This window comes from Sphingobacterium sp. JUb20, from assembly GCF_004342035.1.
Lineage (GTDB): Bacteria > Bacteroidota > Bacteroidia > Sphingobacteriales > Sphingobacteriaceae > Sphingobacterium > Sphingobacterium anhuiense.
In genome coordinates this window covers 270630-288904 of record NZ_SLYV01000003.1, presented here as the reverse complement: position 1 = coordinate 288904, position 18275 = coordinate 270630, and the positions used below count along the sequence as shown (strand labels likewise).

Here is an 18275-nt window from a genome sequence, read left to right as displayed (position 1 = left end):
AAGTTTACATTTACGCATATTTTAAATCTATATGGCACTGAATATCGTTTGGATCTCATTTTTTGTAATTGCGTTCATCGTTGCTTTGATCAAGCTTATTTTCTTTGGAGACACCGAAATTTTCATGAAAATTATCAATGGCATGTTTGACAGTGCTAAAAACGGTGCAGAAATCTCCTTAGGTCTCGTCGGCATGATGACATTCTGGTTAGGCATCATGAAAGTGGGTGAAAAAGCAGGAATGATTACCTTATTTGCAAAAGCTGTAAATCCATTTTTCAGCAAGCTCTTCCCTGGAATCCCAAAAAACCATCCTGCAAACGGCTCTATTATTATGAATTTTTCAGCCAATATGCTAGGTTTAGATAATGCGGCAACACCGGTCGGACTAAAAGCAATGCAGGAACTGCAAGAACTTAATCCAGAAAAGGATACCGCGACGAATGCACAAATTATGTTCTTAGTGCTCAATACCGCTGGAATAGCACTTATTCCAACATCGGTAATTGCTCTAAGAATGGCCAATGGAGCAGCAAACCCCGCAGATATTTTTATTCCAGCTTTGATAGGAACCTTTATTTCGTTTATATCAGGGATGATCGCTGTTGCATTCTTTCAAAAAATAAACCTCTTTAAACTACCCATCCTGATATTCCTAGGCAGTTTCATTGTCATGATGGCTGGCCTATATTTTGGTTTAAATGGCCTGCCTCCAGAAAAAATTGAAATTGTAACCGGACTAATCGGTGGTGTTTTAATTTTTTCCATCATCATCCTATTTATCGTTTACGGCGCGTTTAAAAAACTAAATGTTTACGATGCCTTTATAGATGGTGCAAAAGACGGATTTAAAACATCCATCATGATCATCCCCTTTTTAATCGCCATACTGGTGGCTATATCTGCTTTCCGAACAACAGGATGTATGGACTATATTGTGAATGCAATCGGTTCTTGTTTCGCTTATTTTGGCTTGGACACACGTTTCGTACCAGCTCTTCCAGTAGGATTAATGAAAACATTAAGTGGTGGTGGCGCTAGAGGACTTATGGTCGATGTCATGCAGGCATATGGAGCAGATTCGTTTCAAGGACGACTTGCCAGTGTTATCCAAGGTTCCTCCGAAACAACTTTTTACGTTCTAGCAGTATATTTTGGCTCTGTAGGCATTAAAAACACTAGACATGCGCTTATATGTGGCTTAATTGCCGATCTTGTGGGACTAATTGCAGCTATTATTTTAGCGTACATCTTTTTTGGTTAAACTTTAATCTTTCAATAACATGAAAAAAACAATTGCTTTAATTGCACACGATGGTAAAAAACCAGAAATGGTTGCCTTTGTAAAAGACCATATTGAGTTCTTAAAAAAAGCTCATCTAGTCGCGACAGGCACCACCGGTTCTTATGTAAAACAAACAGGACTCGAAGTCGAATTAAAGTTAAGCGGACCTATGGGCGGAGATGCACAGATTGCAGCATTAGCTGCAGAAGGTAAAGTAGATGGAATCATTTTTTTCAGAGATGCATTAGGTAAACATGCACATGAACCCGATATTCAGATGCTGATGCGGGTTTGTGATTTGTACAACGTACCATTAGCAACCAATCCCGCAACTGGAAGCCTCATTATCGAAGGTCTACTGGAAGATGAACTATAACCAGGAATTTAATATTCACTTCATAAATTCCTAATCCCCTTATTATTTTTTATATTTAGAGATATGAATGATAATGAAATCTTAGTAACAATAGGTAATACGCCATACACAACAACAATTAAGCATGGAAATAATACGCTAATTGCAGATGAACCTGAAGAATTAGGAGGGCAAGATGAAGGATTCAATCCGCCTGCCCTTTTACTATCTTCATTGGGTTCATGTAAAGCAATGACAGTAAAGATGTATGCTAACCGCAAAAAATGGGATTTACAGGAGGTAAATATTAAACTTTCATACGAAATTTTAAAAAGTGAACTGCAACAGACCACCTATATCAAATGTCATGTTTCTCTTAAAGGAAATCTAGATAAAGATCAAAAAGACAGACTTCTCCAAATTTCAGAAAAATGTCCTATTCACAAAATTCTTTCTAATCCGATTATTATTTCTTCCAACCTGATCTAAAAAAATCAATTAGAATTTTTGATTATATCCACGAGATGCTATATTTGTCGCCACAAAGAATCATGAACATGCAAAATGAACAGCACACTCCTATTGACTCTCCTTTTACTTCAATAAAAAGAGAAAATTGGAAAAAACTGAACGGTCACTTTAAGCACACATTTTCGCAACACGACTTGGATCAATTGCATGCACTTAATGAACCATTGAATGCAGAAGAAATCGAAGATGTCTATTTCCCTTTAAGTCATCTCTTGGGTATTCATATTGAACGGTTTCAAGATTTACACAGAAGCACAAATCATTTTTTCGAAAAAAATGAAAGTACGCTTCCCTTTATTATTGGTATTGCTGGCTCTGTAGCTGTAGGTAAAAGTACAACAGCACGTGTATTGCAACGCGTCCTGACTTTATTGCCCAGTAAACCAAAAGTAGATTTAGTAACGACTGATGGATTTCTGTACCCGAATCATATCCTGAATGAAAGAGGCATAATGAATCGTAAAGGTTTTCCGGAAAGTTACGATGCTAAAAAATTAATACAGTTCCTTTCCGCTATAAAATCAGGCATGGGATCACTTTCGGTACCCCTGTACAGCCATTTAGAATATGATGTCTTACCTGATGACCAGCAACAGCTGATCCATCATCCTGATATCTTAATCGTCGAAGGCATTAATGTACTGCAGGTCAATTCGCAAAGACCACGAAAAGGACATAGTGTATTCGTGTCAGATTTTTTTGACTATACCATATATGTTCATGCCAGCGAAAAAAACTTATTAGAGTGGTATACCAACAGGTTTGAATCTTTAAGACGTACAGCATTTCAAAATCCGGCCTCATTCTTTCACAAATATGCCGACATGAATACCGAAGAAAGTATCCAGATGGCTCATCAGATATGGAATGAGATCAACAAACCAAATCTGGTCCAGAATATTTTACCAACACGGTACCGCGCTGATCTAATTTTAGAAAAAGGCAGTCATCACTTTGTTAAAAATGTAAAGGTCCGTAAGATTTAATCTTCCCGCGTACGAAATAATAAGATCTCATTTAAAATTTCATTCTGAATTTGATAATGTAATTTATTGCTACTCGATATGGTATTGAGCTCAATCTTATATTTCACAAAGTCCTTACCGATTTCGGCAACTTTTATTTTAAATAAATCGTCCCAGATAATATTCTTATTTATTTTCAGGATAGGTCTTAAATGATTTTCAACAGATTGGACATGCAACGGTTTTTCTAAAGGAAGTTCAAATTTAACGATCAGTTTATTCGACTTTTGAGAAGATTTATTGACCATCGTTGACGTGAATATCAAATTATTTGGTATTAGCACAACATCATCATCTTCATCACGAACGACAATATTTGCCAAAGTAATATCAACAATTTTACCCTGATAATTACTAATTTTAATATGGTCTCCAATGGAAAATTGATCAGAAAACATAACCAGCAATCCACTGATCATATTGGTAATATACTCCCTAAATATAACCGCAATAGCCATCGCAACGATGGTCATGCTGGTTATAAACTCCTTAGGATCAATTCCCAGCGCAACCATCAACGTAATCACAATCATACCAGCATTCAATACTGTAGCAACCCGGGAAATACCCAGTACAAAATTTCCTCTCACATCATGGTTTGCATGTTTACGGTTATACAGCGAAACAATCAAGAACCGGCCGATTGAGATCAACAGATTGGCGGTCAAAAAAGTATTTAAAGCATAAGCAAAGTGAAGAATAATCTTGTTTTTCTCGTAAAAAGAGGCTAAACCGACAAAAGAATAGCTTAAAGCTATCCACAAAGCACAACGAAATACAAAAGATAGGGATAATTTATTTTTAACCATTGAAATCTAATTTTCTTTAGGAACTAAACTAATCATTTTTCATTCAATACAAAAAAATGATACTCCTAAAAATAAGTATATTTGCAAAAGACCAATGGTCGAAAAATATGAACGAAGAAACAACAACAGTAGAGCTTACAGTTACAGGAATGCATTGTACAAACTGTGCAATTGCTATTCATCAATATTTAGAAAAAAAAGAGGCAAAAGATATATTTGTCGACTTTGCATCTGATGAAGTTAAATTCTCAGGAATAACGGCAAAAGAACTTCCCGAAATAACAAAAGGGATTGAAAATTTAGGTTTTCAGGTCCTGACTGATGAAAGTCCAAAGGAATCATTTTATAAAAAAATAGAAACCAAATTTTGGTTCAGTCTATTTTTTACGCTTCCTCTCTTTGCACATATGTTTATACAACACCCTTTGTTGCATGACCCATACATCCAGCTCGGACTCTGTGCTCCCGTATTTCTGCTCGGTTTTTTTCATTTTGGTAAAAGTGCGTTTTACTCCCTTAAAAATGGCATGCCAAATATGGACGTGCTCATATTTATAGGTGCAACAGCTGCATTCACGTACAGCCTCATCGGCACCCTCAATCACCTAGGCCCAGATTATATGTTCTATGAAACTTGCGCAACAATCATCACGCTCGTTCTATTGGGAAATCTATTTGAAAAAAAATCCGTAAAAAAAACAACATCTGCAATCGGAGACCTTATTAAGATTCAAAATGTAACCACAACAAAAATCACAGCAGATCTAGAAGAGATCATCCATACAAGAGATGTTAAACAAGGCGATGTTTTACTGATCAAATCAGGAGATCTTATTCCAGTTGATGGAGATATTATTGATGGAGATGGCTTTGTCAATGAATCCATGATTACAGGAGAAAGCCTACCCGTTTTCAAAGATAGATATGCAACCGTCATCGGCGGAACAACACTAACAGAAGGCAATATAAAAATCACGGCCACCAAAGTTGGACGTAAAACCGTCCTTTCCCAAATTATCGCACTGATCAAGGAAGCACAATCAAAAAAACCACCTATTCAAAAACTCGGTGATAAAGTTGCATCATACTTCGTACCCTTTGTGGTCGTCATCGCCATTTTCACCTTTTTTATCACTTACTTTATAGCCGAAATATCACTACAGCAATCATTAATGAATGCCATTGCAGTACTTGTCGTCTCCTGCCCGTGCGCGATGGGTCTAGCGACCCCAACTGCTGTCATGGTAGGTTTAGGAAGAGCCGCTAAAATGGGAATTTTAATTAAGGGAGGTGATACAATTGAAGAAATGTCGGATCTTAAATATATGGTATTCGATAAAACTGGCACTTTAACTACCGGAGATTTCAATATCAAAGCCATCCAAACGTTTGGAATAGAACAAAAACAAGTAGAATCTATCATTGCACAATTAGAAGGCTATTCAAATCATCCTATAGCAAAGTCCATCAGACAGCACATGAAAGAAGTAAAAGCCTACCGCATAGTCTTTCAAGATGTCAAAGAGATTAAAAGCGAAGGACTTTACGCTACAGATACAAATAGTAATGTGTATAAATTAATCAATGCACGTTTAGGAAAAGTAGATTATTCAAACCGTTACGACTTAATTCTATCCATTAATGATGTCGTAGTTGCAGGCTTAGTGATTGAAGATCAGATAAAACCTTATGCAAAAGAACTCATTCAAGCCATTAAAGGCAAAAATATAACCCCAGTAATATTAAGTGGTGACCGAAAAAGTAAATGTGACCTAGTGGCTCAAAAACTTGGAATAGCAGAAGTTTATTCCGATCGTAATCCTGAAGAGAAATTAAATATTATCAACAAACTTAAAAAAGCAGGTATTACAGCAATGGTCGGCGACGGTATAAATGATGCTCCTGCCCTGACAACAGCCCATGTCGGTATCTCTCTAGGTGACGCAAGTCACATTGCGATACAATCTGCTAAAATAATTCTTTTGAGTTCCGATCTAAAATCGATTGAAAATCTATTACTTATCGGAAGGCACACACTGCAAACAATCAAAGAAAATCTTTTCTGGGCATTTGCCTATAATATCATCGCAATACCGCTCGCAGCAATGGGATTTTTAGGCCCCATGCTCGCTGCCTTCTCAATGGCTTTCTCCGATGTTATTGTCATCGGCAATTCACTTCGTCTTCGTTTTAAAAAACTGCGGTAACAAGCAATTGACCGCATTTAAATCTTTTTTAAATCAATAAAAAAATAGACTATTTTTTTCACTATCTTGAACCTCAAAACATTCGCTTTTGAGGTTATTTTTTTGTAACTTCGCATGCGTAGCAATCCGTGTAAACGGGATTGTTTAATAGTTTTATCGAAACCAAATTAATATGGCTGAAGAAACAGAAAATGATAATAATTTAGTACCTGCAAACGATCGAATTCTTTCGGTAAGTATCGAGGATCAAATGAAAACTGCCTACATTGATTATTCAATGACAGTTATTGTTTCTCGTGCATTACCAGATGCTAGAGATGGTATGAAGCCTGTACACCGTCGTGTTCTTTACGGTATGTTGGATTTAGGTGTTACAAGCAGTAAGCCTTACAAAAAATCTGCCCGTATTGTTGGTGACGTATTAGGAAAGTACCATCCACATGGTGATACTTCCGTATACGATGCAATGGTACGTCTAGCACAAGACTGGAACATGCGCTACCCTTTAGTGGATGGTCAAGGTAACTACGGTTCTGTCGATGGAGATCCTCCTGCGGCAATGCGTTATACGGAAGCAAGATTGAAAAAAATTGCGGAAGAAATTTTATCGGACATCAATAAAGATACAGTAGACTATCAATTGAACTTTGATGACTCTTTGGAAGAACCAACAGTATTACCAACACGTATTCCCAATCTATTGGTAAATGGTGCTTCAGGTATTGCAGTCGGTATGGCAACCAATATGGCGCCACACAACTTAACAGAAGTTATCAACGGTACAGTTGCATATATTGACAATCGTGATATCGATGTACCCGAATTGATGCAATATATCAAAGGCCCTGATTTTCCTACAGGAGGTTTGATATATGGTTACTCGGGCGTTCAGGATGCAGAGAACACTGGCCGTGGTCGTGTCGTGATGCGTGCTAAAACAGAAATCGAAGTATCAAAATCAGGTAAAGAGTCTATCATAGTTACAGAAATTCCTTATCAGATCAATAAAGCGAATATGATTGAACGTACCGCTGAATTGGTTAATGAAAAAAAATTAGAAGGAATTTCAGCAATTCGCGATGAGTCAGATCGTACGGGTTTACGTATTGTATACGATATTAAACGCGATGCTAACGCAAATGTCGTTCTAAACAACCTATTCAAGTACACAGCATTACAAACCTCATTTTCAGTAAACAATATTGCTCTTGTAAAAGGTAGACCAGTATTGATGAACCTGAAAGATATGATTCAGGTATTCGTGGATCACCGTCATGATGTTGTCACGCGTCGTACACGTTTCGAATTGGCTGAGGCTGAAAAAAGAGCACATATTTTAGAAGGATATTTAATCGCGCTTGATCATTTAGATGAAGTGATCAAGTTGATCCGTGCCTCTTCAACTCCTGAAGATGCCCGCGTAGGATTAATGGAAAGATTCGGTCTATCAGATCTTCAAGCACGCGCAATTTTGGATATGACGCTTCGTCGTCTAACCGGACTGGAGCACGATAAGATTAAAGAAGAATATGCTGAGCTAATGAAAACGATCGATTACTTAAAATCTGTATTAGCAGATGAAGGTCTTCGCATGCAGATCATTAAAGAAGAACTGATCGAAATCAGAGAGAAATATGGTGACGAGAGAAGATCTATAATCGTCCATTCAGCAGAAGACATGCGTATGGAAGATTTCATCGATGATGAAGAAATCGTGATCACAATCTCTCATAATAGCTATGTAAAACGTACTCCTCTAACTGAGTATAAACGTCAAGGACGCGGTGGACGTGGATCTATTGGTTCGACCACACGCGAAGAAGACTTTACAGAACATATTATTACTGCTTCGGCACATAATTATATGTTGCTATTTACAGAATCTGGTCGTTGTTTCTGGTTACGAGCATTTGAAGTTCCTGAAGGAAGTAGAACTTCTAAAGGTCGAGCGTTGCAGAATATCATCAATATTCCGAAAGACGAAAAAATTAAAGCATACATTTTAGTGAAGAACTTAAAAGACCAGGAATACCTGGAAAATAACTTCATCATTATGTGTACTAAAAAAGGTACAATTAAGAAAACGTCATTAGAAGCTTATTCACGTCCTCGTGCAAATGGTATCAATGCCATCAACATTAATGAGGGAGATCAGCTATTAGAAGCATGCTTAACAAGCGGAACAAGTGAAATTGTAATGGCATTACGTTCTGGACGTGCTATTCGTTTCAACGAGTCTACTGTTAGACCAATGGGTAGAACAGCAACCGGTGTTCGTGGTATTACTTTAGGTAGTGAAAGCGATGAGGTTATTGGTATGATTAGTGTAGATGATCCAGAGACTACGGTACTTGTTGTATCTGAAAAAGGATACGGTAAACGAACAGATATCGAAGATTACCGAGTTACAAACCGTGGTGGTAAAGGTGTAAAAACAATTAGCGTCACTGAGAAAACAGGTAAATTAGTTGCTGTAAAAGGTGTTAACGATACTGAAGATTTAATGATCATCAATAAGTCAGGTATTGTCATTCGTATTTCAGTAGAAGGATTAAGAGTAATGGGGCGTGCAACGCAAGGTGTCCGTTTAATTAATCTGAAAGGTGAAGATGAAATTGCATCAATTACTAAAGTAGATAGAGAGGAAGAAGTGGAAGAAACGGAAGAAGAAATTCTTTCAGGTGAAGAAGTAGAAGATGCGACAGAAACCACTGAAACCGATCAAGACGATAAATCTGAATCTAACGAAGAATAAAAAAAGAATGAGAGCATTATTGACATCATTAATACTGTCAGCTACAAGTTTAACTGTTGTTGCCCAATCCAATATCAAGGAGGGTAACAACAGTTTTGCGCTTTATACACAAACTGGAGATATTAAAAATTTGGAGAACGCACGCAAATTTAGTGATGCAGCTTTCAAAACCCGTAAAGATTCTTCTTCAGTTCGTAATAATGTTTTGAGAGGACTTGTTTACAGTTCTTTAGCAGTTGTAGATTCCACCCGGAAACAAAAGTATACCATAGACCCTATTGATGAAAGTTTAAATACCTTAAAACTCATTGATAAGAAAAAAGCATATCGCAATTTCCCTGTAGAAGTTGATTATATCAAGCAAAATTTAGCAACTGCATTAATCTATAAATCAAATGTTGAGTTAAAAAATAACAAGTTTGAAGAAGCGTACAAAGGATTTCTGAAAGTAGACTCCCTTGGTTTCAAAAATGCCGATTTAAAATTTAATTTAGCAACTTTAGCTGTAAGCAGTAAACGATATCCTGACGCGATTAAATATTACAAAGAGTTAATCAAACAGGATTCAAAAAAACCGCAATATTATCTAGAGCTCGCAGCTGTATATGAGAAAATCGGAACAAAACAAGATGAACTTAATACACTATCTGCAGGCCGATTAGAGTTTCCTCAGAACAAAGATATCCTCTTCAAGCTGATCGATATCTATGCTAAAAATGAATCTTATGACGCCATCTTAACGATAATTGATGAAGCGATCAAATTAGAGCCTGAAAATGTTGAATTAAATTACTTGGCGGGTTATGCATACGAAGACGCGAAAGATATTCGAAATGCAAAACAATATTATAATAAAGTTCTGCGTTTAGATGCTAATAACTACCCATCAAATTTAGCTTTAGGCCTTATTTATTTAAAGGATTTTCTTAAATCTAAATCTGACGAAGACAAACAATATGCGCAATCTTATCTTTTGAAAGCAAATGAAATTAAACCATATGATGTGAATGCACTTAAAGCACTGTCTACTTATTACAATGCAATAGAAGATTATGTGCAGTTAGATCGTGTGAATATATTATTAAATCAATTAACAGTTAATTAGAGATGAACATTAAATCATTATTATTATTGGCAGCTGTTGCATCAGCAAGTACATCTGTTTATGCACAAAAAAATAATGTTAATAAGGCAAAAACAAGTATAGCAAAATTCGAAGAGCTAAAAGGTGCAGGTACGCCACAATTGGCACTGCCAAATTTGAAAACTGCACAAGAAGCTATTGATTTAGCTGTTGTTCATGAGAAAACAAAAGATAATGCAGAGGCATGGACAATCTATTCATTGGTTTATGCAAACTTAGCTAATTTAGATAAGTCTGCTGATGAGGCTAAAAAAGCTGAAGATGCAATTGTTAAAGCTAAAGAATTGGATAAAGATGGCGCAAATAAAGATAATATTCGTGTCTCTGAACAAGTATTAGGTCAATTCAACTTCAATCTTGGTGCTGAAGAATATCAAGGTCAAAAATACAAGGAAGCATATGACTCTTTTGAAAAAGCATTGACATATTTGCCAGGTGATACAACATTAATCTATTATGGTGGTATTTCAGCTCTTCAAAGTAACGATTATGCCAAAGCAATTGCGAAATATAAAGAGCTTATTCCTTCAAAAGAATTTTCTTCACATAAACAAATTGTTGTAGACTTACCAAAGTTATATTTATCTGCTAAAGATACCGCTTCTGCATTGGATTATGCAGCAAAAGCAGTAGAAATGTATCCTGATGACAATGCAGCTGCGGTTCAAAATATTGAATTCAATTTGATTGCTGGTCGCGAAAAAGAAATTTTAGCGGGCATCACTGCGCAATTGGCAAAAGATCCAAATAACAAAAGCTTAAATTACTATTTAGGAATCGCTCATTCAGCAAATAAAAATGATGCTGCTGCAATTGAAGCATATAAAAAGGCTTTAGCAGTAGATCCTGATTATTTTGAAGCAAATACAAATATTGCAATCACAATGATGAATGGTGTACGTGAAAAATTAAATGTTTTAAACAACGATAGATCATTGAGCCAAGCAAAATACAACGAAGGAGTGGCTAAAATTAAGGAAGAAATTAAACCTGCTTTAGTTTATCTAACAAAAGCGGTACAATTACAACCTAAAAATATAGATGCTTTGACTAACTTGAAAAACTACTATGTTTTCATGCAAGATGAAGCTAAAACAACTGAAATTACAGCTCAAATTAACGCTTTAAATTAAGTTTACTTAATCTTTAATAAGAAGGGGATTGCATGTATTGCAATCCCCTTCTTGTTTTTCATAGAGATCCACAAAGAAAACATGTTTTGAATCGCCTCAGACCTTCTAAAAAGCTGGGGTTGGGCCATAATTAGTTTTTAAAAGCTTTAACTTAAATTAACATCATTAAAAAAAATATTTGTTATCTTTATAAAAATTATAATTTAAGCTCTGTATGTAAACCTAATTTTTACTATTATTTTTTAACAGAGTTAAACGATCTCAATGAAAACAACAATAAAATTTAATAATGTTAATACATTATTTTCTAAATCTTTAAAGGAAAGAATTAACGATTATTTCAAAACTAATAAAATCCAAAAAACAGGAGAAAAAAGAGTACTAACAAAAGCAATCATCCTGTTTGTAACCGCTATATCTTTCTACATCACATTAATTGTAATTCAACCACACTGGTTAATCAGTGTTCTTGTATTAATTTTACTTGGAATAAATTTTGCCGCAATCGGATTCAATGTGATGCACGATGCCGGACATGATACATTCTCTAATAGTAAGAGACTAAACAGTGCCCTATCCTACAGTCTTAACCTAATGGGTGGAAATATCTATTTCTGGAAATTGAAGCACAATATTGCACATCATACTTATACCAACATTGAAGGTGAAGATCATGATATTGATATCAAATTTATGCGTGTGCATAAAGACCAAGAATTAAAAAAGCATCACTCCTACCAGAAATATTATTTTATGGTTCTATATAGCATCTCCTACTTAGCTTGGATTTTCTATCAAGATTATGAGAAATATTTTCTTGAAGCCATGGGAAGCAAAAAGAAATCATTCGATTTCCCTTTACGTGAAAAAGTGATCTTTTGGGTAAGTAAAATTATTCACATCAGTATTTTCATCGTTATCCCAGTTTTAGTGGTAGGATGGTTACCAACATTAGTTGGGTTACTAATTTCAGGTATCGCTTGTGGTATCTGTTTGGCAACCGTATTCCAGCTTGCGCACGTCGTAACTGAAACAGAATTTGTTGCCATAGAAGAGACTGCAGACCCAACAAAAATGGAAAATGAGTGGATGATTCACCAATTGAGCTCTACAGCTAATTTTGCTACAAAAAATAAATTTCTAACTTGGATTCTAGGTGGTTTAAATTATCAGGTTGAACATCATTTATTCCCTAAGATAAGTCACATCCACTATCCCGCGATTAATAAATTGGTCAGAGAAACCTGTCTGGAGTTCAATGTTAAATATCTTGAATACAAAACATTCAATTCAGCATTCAAATCACATGTGAGTGTGATTCAGTCCATGTCAAGATAGATATAACATTAAAAAATATAGAAAGGCTAAGCAGTTGATGTTTAGCCTTTTTTTATACCTACCTAATGGCTTTCTTACAATCCCATTACTGCGCGCTTGTTCTCTTAAAAATTGCATCATTCCGAAAGGATTGCATTACGTTCCGACCTTAAAATTTCCACTAGGAGAATATATATCATAACTAGAAAAGTCTAAATCTCCTATCGCATTATCTCAATAATCATACACATACCTCTTTAAGTTTATCGATCATTACTGATATGTACCAAATAAAATAAGAGTAGGTTTACCACGTATTTTTTAGATTATATAGCATAAGCGGAATGATTTAGAGATCTAAATACTAAAAAAGTGAAGGGCAACAAGTAGTAGAGATAAAAGCGAGAAAATAAAAAGCCGTTGCAATAAATTGCAACGGCTTTGAAGAAGTATAATTATGTTTTGTTATTGTACTCGTTTAGAATGTGAATTTCACAGAAGCATTCCATGTACGTCCCCATCCCATTAATACGGAGTTTGAAGTATCAATACCCTTCCAATATTGCGAACCAGCTGTCGGATCAACATTCGAATTTGCTTCAGAGATATATAATGTATCAAAGATGTTATTGACATTCACACGGAAACTCATGGAGTTTTTAGGACTAACAACCAAACGATAAGATAAACCTGCATCAAACAATTCGTAATTTGGCAATTTCAATGTAGGAGTGTTTGCTGGTAATGAACCATACAGATCCTCGTAACGTCTGTAATCAGCATCGATTGAAAACCCTTTTACAATTCTGTATTTAGCCCCTAAACCAAAACTCGTTTGAGATGCTTCTCCAACTTTAACACCCGTTAAATCTCTTTTCTCTATTGTTAATTCTTCACGTTTTTCATTACGGACAATTGTTGTTGCGCTACCATCATATTTCCAATCACCAATAGAAGCGAAACCTTTTAATTCAAAACCACGGAATGGACGAGCTACGAAATCCAATTCAATTCCTTTGTGGTCTTGTTTTACGCCGTAATTAGAAAAGTATAGGTAATCGCCTTCTACCAAAATAGAAGGGTCATTCGTCGGATTGTATTTAGCAACATCTTTTGCAGTAGCATTTTTAGAACTTCCAGTCACACGGTGGGCCCAAGTTGTTTTGTATGCATTGACATTTACGTCAAAATACTCAGATGCAAATTTATAACCAGCTTCTAAACCTATAATTTCTTCATTTCTAGCTTCTGCATTTACATCATTTCTGTAATTCATGAAGATATTGTTCTGAAAAGGTTGGCGTGAATACAACCCTGCATTACCAAAGATTGTATGGTTACCTAATGTATAACTTGCACCGCCTTTTACATTGTAGCCCAAGTTATTTACATCTTTAGATTTACCTTCACCTACTTTATATAAGTAATAATCTTGTCTACTGTTTTGTTGACCTGAAAGGGAACCTTGGAAGAATGCTGAAAAACCATCTTTTGCATATTCCAACTGTCCAAATAAACCAGCATATCTGATCATTTGTTCATAATCCCATCCTAAGCGATCTTCTGCATTTTTTGGTTTATCTCCAAAAGACTTCCAAGGATTAGTGCTATAAGTATTAGAAGTAGTCATTGTACCATAGTTAACATTACCTTTATGGGAAATGGTTTCTTGACCTAACTTATCTGTAACTTGAATATAGTGTTCGCCTTTATAGTCACGTAAATCAAAACCAACATTAAAGTTCAAGTTATCACTCAATTTACGGTTATAATTAGAGACCACACCATACCATTGGTGGTTATTTACTTGAGACGCTAAAAAAGGTGTTGGGTTTACATCTCTTTCAGTACGGCTAGATTGACCACCACCACTAGCGACAGAAGCATACAATACAGTCGATAATGAAGATTTATCATCAATTGTCCAATCCCAGTTTAAGTTAGCAACCGGTTTGTGGTAGTAGTTTTTACGAACATTTCTTTCCACACCATTGACGATACCAACATTTGGATTAAACTTTCTTCCCTCTTTCAAGAAAGTACTTAATGATGCATTAAAAGCTTGGTTATGCCATTGTGGAGCACCTGTAACCATTAAATTTAAGTTATGCTTCTCGTTTACTTTATAACCAACAGATAAGAAATAGTTTTGACCGGCACCTTCAGTACCTTTAGTATAACCATTTCCTTGCCATCCAGTAACCATTGCAGATACTGCAAATCCACTTTTCATCAAACCGGTGTTATAAGCAATCGTAGATTTTACAAACATATCGTTACCGATAGTTGTTTTAACAAAACCACCTTGTTGCATATCTGTAGATTTAGTCACAAAGTTAATCGTACCCCCTACTGAAGAGATCGCTAATTTTGACGAACCTAAACCACGTTGAATTTGTACTAAAGAAGCAATATCTGACAAACCACTCCAGTTAGACCAAAAAACACGACCATTGTCCATACCATTGATCGGTTGGCCATTTAATAAGAAAGCTGTGTTAGATTGATCAAAGCCACGTGTTGTCATGGAAGATTCACCAAAACCTTTTGATTGACCAGATACGTATACACCAGGTGTATTGACCATGGAAGCAGTGATATCCATTGCACCCACTTTTTCTTCGATGATTTGTTTCGAGATTGTAGAAACAGCTATAGGAGTTTTACGATCTTCCGCGATATCAATTAAACCACGACCTACAACAACAACTTCTCCTAAATTTGTTTCAGATGATTCTGCAAAAACAGGATCTAATTGTAGTGCTTCACCGGCTTTCAAGAAGACATTATCGTAAACAACTGGTTTTTGACCGATGTAGGTAACTTCAATTTTGTAAGGTCCGCCCTCTTGAAGATTTGCGATGTTAAAACGTCCATTCGAATCTGCCGATCCGCTGAAGGTGGCTCCGCTTGACTGATGCGTAATTTTAATAGTTGCACCTGTCGTTGTTTGTCCAGTAGATTGTTTTACAATCCCTGTAACACTGCTTGTTGTTGTTTGTGCATGGATAGTTCCATAACTCCCGACAGCAAGAGCAAAAAAAAGTAGAGACTTTTTCATGTAAGATGTGTTTGATATAGTTTTGATGCTGCAAAAGTAAAACTCCCATATCTATTTAACTAATTTTAACATGAAATGAATATGTTAAAACATCTTTTTCGATACCTAAAATTTTGATAAAATAACATTAAACAAATAAATATATTTTAAAGTCATAAAAACACAAGGATATATTTTGAATATTTAATCACAAAAACCAGTCTAAATTACCACATTGGCAATTCTAGTCAGAATAAAACTTTGTCCTTTTTGAATAAATGAAAGGCAGGCCTTCTTAAACTATATTTTACAGCAGTAGCATGGGAATGCCAAACATGAAGATCAAGGTTATTTTAAATAAAAGAGGTTATGCCCCCTTAATTAAAATCGATCTAAAGTAAATATATACAAACTTTATTAAAATAACAATAGAGAAAACAAAAAAAAGGCTTAAAATTAAATTTAAGCCTTTTCTTATTTTTGATACAATATCCTATTTTTTAGGAATTTCTTTTAAAATTTGTTTCACAAATTCCCAATATTTCTGAACAGAAGAAATAGATACCCGCTCTGCCGGAGAGTGCGCACCCAAAATAGTTGGTCCAAAGGAAATCATATCCATGTCAGGATAATTTGTTCCCAAAATACCACATTCCAGTCCAGCATGGCACGCAACCACCTTTGGCTCCTCTTCATGCTGTTCAATATAAATACGTTTCAAAACCTCTAAAATTTCAGAATCAGCATTTGGTGTCCATCCAGGGTAAGATCCTGAAAATACAACATCAAATCCAGCTATTGAAAAACCAGCTTCCAAAGATTGGGCTAAATCTATTTTAGAACTTTCAACAGATGATCGTGTCAAGCATTTAATACTCATTTTTCCATCGCCAACACTCACTTTGGCAATATTATTAGAAGTTTCCACAAGATCTTCAAAGTCTGCGCTTACACGGTAAACACCATTATGTGCCGCATAGATTGCATTGATCAACAACTCCTGATCTTGAGCAGAAAGAACAGCAGCAGGAACAGTAGTCAATTTTTCAATTGATATTGTCAATCCACCATCTACTGTTTTAAACTCAGTTTTAATAGCTTCAATAAGAGGAGCTAAATCTGACGCAAAATTATCCTCATGTTCAGAAGAAACAATTACCGTTGCAGTAGACTCACGCGGAATTGCATTCCGAAGACTTCCACCATTTAGAGTTGCAAGCTGTAAACCAAACTCATCATAAGATTTATACAAAAGGCGGTTCATGATTTTATTCGCATTCCCCAAACCTTTATGAATCTCAATTCCTGAATGACCGCCATTAAGGCCCTTGACAACAATTTCAAAAGCAACAGCTCCAGAGGGACTAGCCTCCTCTTGATAAGACTGAGTAGCTGTTACATCAATTCCACCTGCACACCCGATATCAAGTTCATCATCCTCCTCCGTATCCAGGTTTAATAAAATATCTCCAGTCAATACACCACCTTGCAACCCCATTGCTCCAGTCATACCCGTTTCTTCATCAATCGTAAACAAGGCTTCGATTGCAGGATGCTCCAGTTCTTTGGAAGCTAAAATGGTCATAATTGTAGCAACGCCAATTCCGTTATCTGCACCTAAAGTCGTGCCTTTTGCCTTTACCCAATCACCATCCACAAACATATCGATCCCCTGCGTATCAAAATCAAAAATAGTATCGTTATTTTTTTGATGAACCATATCCAAGTGGGATTGCAGTACGACTGTTTTACGGTCTTCCATACCAGCAGTTGCCGCTTTTTTAATCAGGACATTCCCAACATGATCTTCAGTAACCTCAAGACCCAAGCTTTTACCAAAATCTATCATAAATGCGATAACACGTTCTTCTTTCTTCGAAGCACGTGGAACTGCATTCAATGCAGAAAAATTCGCCCATAGCTCTTGAGGAGCTAAGGTATCTAAATTATTATTTGCCATAATTTTTTCTATTTCAACAACAAAGTTAGTTTTTTTGAAGTAATTTCGGCCCATGGACAATAAGAATCTAACGAATCAATATTATCGTGAATCTGGAAAAGAGCTTTTCGAGAAACGACTCCATGCAAAAATGCAGTTAAAGAAATTTAATGATGCCGAACCAAAATCTTTCAAAGAAAGACAGATCATCATTAAAAATCTACTTAACACGAAATCCAACCGTTTTTTTATTGAACCCCCTTTTTATTGCGACTATGGTTTTAACATTTCTATAGACGACAATTTTTTCGCCAATTATAACTGCACTCTGCTAGATGCTGCTCCGATTACAATTGGTAAAAATGTCTTATTCGGCCCGAATGTTTCATTATTTACGTCCACTCATTCGATCCATCCTGAAGACCGCGCAAAAGGATGGCAATGTTCTAAACCGATCAACATAGCAGACAATGTCTGGTTAGGAGGCAATGTTATTGTTAATCCAGGCATAGAGATCGGTGAAAACAGTATTGTTGGTTCCGGCTCCGTGGTTACCAAAAACATACCGGCCAATGTCATCGCCGCAGGAAACCCATGTCAGATCATTCGGCCAATTACGGAAGCAGACAGACTGGATCTGACAAAAGCAGGCTCAGAATAATCAAACTTAAGTCAAGATTGATTGCGTAACAGTAATATTTTTCCGATTAAGTTTAAAACTATTTAAGTTTATTA

Annotated in this window: 13 protein-coding genes; 10 read left to right on the top strand and 3 right to left on the bottom strand. The window is 35.9% G+C overall.

Translation table 11 applies throughout. The annotated features are described in order from the left end of the window. Nucleotides 1-31: 31 nt before the first annotated feature. From EDF66_RS07190 to coaA, 4 genes are all read left to right on the top strand, one after another. Complete coding sequence (locus tag EDF66_RS07190; protein ID WP_132771360.1) at nucleotides 32-1264, top strand: nucleoside recognition domain-containing protein; 1233 nt, start codon at nucleotides 32-34, stop codon at nucleotides 1262-1264. Between the two features lie 19 nt (nucleotides 1265-1283). Beyond that, nucleotides 1284-1661 carry a methylglyoxal synthase gene (locus EDF66_RS07185; RefSeq protein WP_021191664.1) on the top strand — a complete coding sequence of 126 codons (378 nt, stop codon included), beginning with the start codon at nucleotides 1284-1286 and terminating at the stop codon, nucleotides 1659-1661. 63 nt (nucleotides 1662-1724) lie between these two features. Then, the gene (locus EDF66_RS07180) at nucleotides 1725-2129 is read left to right on the top strand and encodes an OsmC family protein (RefSeq protein WP_021191663.1); all 405 of its coding nucleotides are present in this window, start codon (nucleotides 1725-1727) and stop codon (nucleotides 2127-2129) included. 62 nt (nucleotides 2130-2191) lie between these two features. After that, complete coding sequence (gene coaA, locus EDF66_RS07175; RefSeq protein ID WP_232789220.1) at nucleotides 2192-3157, top strand: type I pantothenate kinase; 966 nt, start codon at nucleotides 2192-2194, stop codon at nucleotides 3155-3157. Here coaA and EDF66_RS07170 read toward each other — a convergent pair. Continuing rightward, nucleotides 3154-4005, bottom strand: a complete 852-nt coding sequence (locus EDF66_RS07170) for a mechanosensitive ion channel family protein (RefSeq protein ID WP_132841601.1) — start codon at nucleotides 4003-4005, stop codon at nucleotides 3154-3156. The two genes, coaA and EDF66_RS07170, sit on opposite strands and share 4 nt — an antisense overlap. Before the next feature lie 107 nt (nucleotides 4006-4112). Between EDF66_RS07170 and EDF66_RS07165 the strand changes: the two genes are divergently transcribed. The 5 genes from EDF66_RS07165 (at nucleotide 4113) to EDF66_RS07145 (ending at nucleotide 12582) form a co-directional block, all read left to right on the top strand. After that, nucleotides 4113-6212 carry a heavy metal translocating P-type ATPase gene (locus EDF66_RS07165; RefSeq protein WP_132841599.1) on the top strand — a complete coding sequence of 700 codons (2100 nt, stop codon included), beginning with the start codon at nucleotides 4113-4115 and terminating at the stop codon, nucleotides 6210-6212. Nucleotides 6213-6384: 172 nt separating this feature from the next. Beyond that, nucleotides 6385-8967 carry a DNA gyrase subunit A gene (gyrA, locus tag EDF66_RS07160; protein ID WP_132841597.1) on the top strand — a complete coding sequence of 861 codons (2583 nt, stop codon included), beginning with the start codon at nucleotides 6385-6387 and terminating at the stop codon, nucleotides 8965-8967. Then, the gene (locus EDF66_RS07155) at nucleotides 8909-10072 is read left to right on the top strand and encodes a tetratricopeptide repeat protein (protein WP_243656005.1); all 1164 of its coding nucleotides are present in this window, start codon (nucleotides 8909-8911) and stop codon (nucleotides 10070-10072) included. The genes gyrA and EDF66_RS07155 overlap by 59 nt, the downstream gene beginning before the upstream one ends. A gap of 2 nt (nucleotides 10073-10074) precedes the next feature. Continuing rightward, nucleotides 10075-11244 (top strand): tetratricopeptide repeat protein, encoded by a 1170-nt coding sequence (locus EDF66_RS07150; protein WP_132771355.1) that lies wholly within the window; start codon nucleotides 10075-10077, stop codon nucleotides 11242-11244. A 264-nt stretch (nucleotides 11245-11508) separates the two neighbouring features. Next, a complete protein-coding gene (locus EDF66_RS07145) occupies nucleotides 11509-12582 on the top strand; it encodes a fatty acid desaturase family protein (RefSeq protein WP_132841595.1) in 1074 nt (357 codons plus the stop codon). Between the two features lie 457 nt (nucleotides 12583-13039). On the opposite strand, the gene EDF66_RS07140 is transcribed toward EDF66_RS07145, so the two are convergent. Both EDF66_RS07140 and EDF66_RS07135 read right to left on the bottom strand, forming a co-directional pair. After that, nucleotides 13040-15622 (bottom strand): TonB-dependent receptor, encoded by a 2583-nt coding sequence (locus EDF66_RS07140; RefSeq protein WP_132841594.1) that lies wholly within the window; start codon nucleotides 15620-15622, stop codon nucleotides 13040-13042. A 472-nt stretch (nucleotides 15623-16094) separates the two neighbouring features. Beyond that, complete coding sequence (locus tag EDF66_RS07135) at nucleotides 16095-17561, bottom strand: aminoacyl-histidine dipeptidase (RefSeq protein WP_207898513.1); 1467 nt, start codon at nucleotides 17559-17561, stop codon at nucleotides 16095-16097. A gap of 52 nt (nucleotides 17562-17613) precedes the next feature. Between EDF66_RS07135 and EDF66_RS07130 the strand changes: the two genes are divergently transcribed. Continuing rightward, nucleotides 17614-18201 carry a sugar O-acetyltransferase gene (locus EDF66_RS07130; RefSeq protein ID WP_132841591.1) on the top strand — a complete coding sequence of 196 codons (588 nt, stop codon included), beginning with the start codon at nucleotides 17614-17616 and terminating at the stop codon, nucleotides 18199-18201. Nucleotides 18202-18275: the final 74 nt, after the last annotated feature.

Excerpts from the sequence above, each read along its gene's own strand:
- EDF66_RS07190 (WP_132771360.1), top strand. The coding sequence starts at position 32 with ATGGCACTGAATATCGTTTGGATCTCATTTTTTGTAATTGCGTTCATC.
- EDF66_RS07185 (WP_021191664.1), top strand. The coding sequence starts at position 1,284 with ATGAAAAAAACAATTGCTTTAATTGCACACGATGGTAAAAAACCAGAA.
- EDF66_RS07180 (WP_021191663.1), top strand. The coding sequence starts at position 1,725 with ATGAATGATAATGAAATCTTAGTAACAATAGGTAATACGCCATACACA.
- coaA (WP_232789220.1), top strand. The coding sequence starts at position 2,192 with ATGAACATGCAAAATGAACAGCACACTCCTATTGACTCTCCTTTTACT.
- EDF66_RS07170 (WP_132841601.1), bottom strand. The coding sequence starts at position 4,005 with ATGGTTAAAAATAAATTATCCCTATCTTTTGTATTTCGTTGTGCTTTG.
- EDF66_RS07165 (WP_132841599.1), top strand. The coding sequence starts at position 4,113 with ATGAACGAAGAAACAACAACAGTAGAGCTTACAGTTACAGGAATGCAT.
- gyrA (WP_132841597.1), top strand. The coding sequence starts at position 6,385 with ATGGCTGAAGAAACAGAAAATGATAATAATTTAGTACCTGCAAACGAT.
- EDF66_RS07155 (WP_243656005.1), top strand. The coding sequence starts at position 8,909 with ATGCGACAGAAACCACTGAAACCGATCAAGACGATAAATCTGAATCTA.
- EDF66_RS07150 (WP_132771355.1), top strand. The coding sequence starts at position 10,075 with ATGAACATTAAATCATTATTATTATTGGCAGCTGTTGCATCAGCAAGT.
- EDF66_RS07145 (WP_132841595.1), top strand. The coding sequence starts at position 11,509 with ATGAAAACAACAATAAAATTTAATAATGTTAATACATTATTTTCTAAA.
- EDF66_RS07140 (WP_132841594.1), bottom strand. The coding sequence starts at position 15,622 with ATGAAAAAGTCTCTACTTTTTTTTGCTCTTGCTGTCGGGAGTTATGGA.
- EDF66_RS07135 (WP_207898513.1), bottom strand. The coding sequence starts at position 17,561 with ATGGCAAATAATAATTTAGATACCTTAGCTCCTCAAGAGCTATGGGCG.
- EDF66_RS07130 (WP_132841591.1), top strand. The coding sequence starts at position 17,614 with ATGGACAATAAGAATCTAACGAATCAATATTATCGTGAATCTGGAAAA.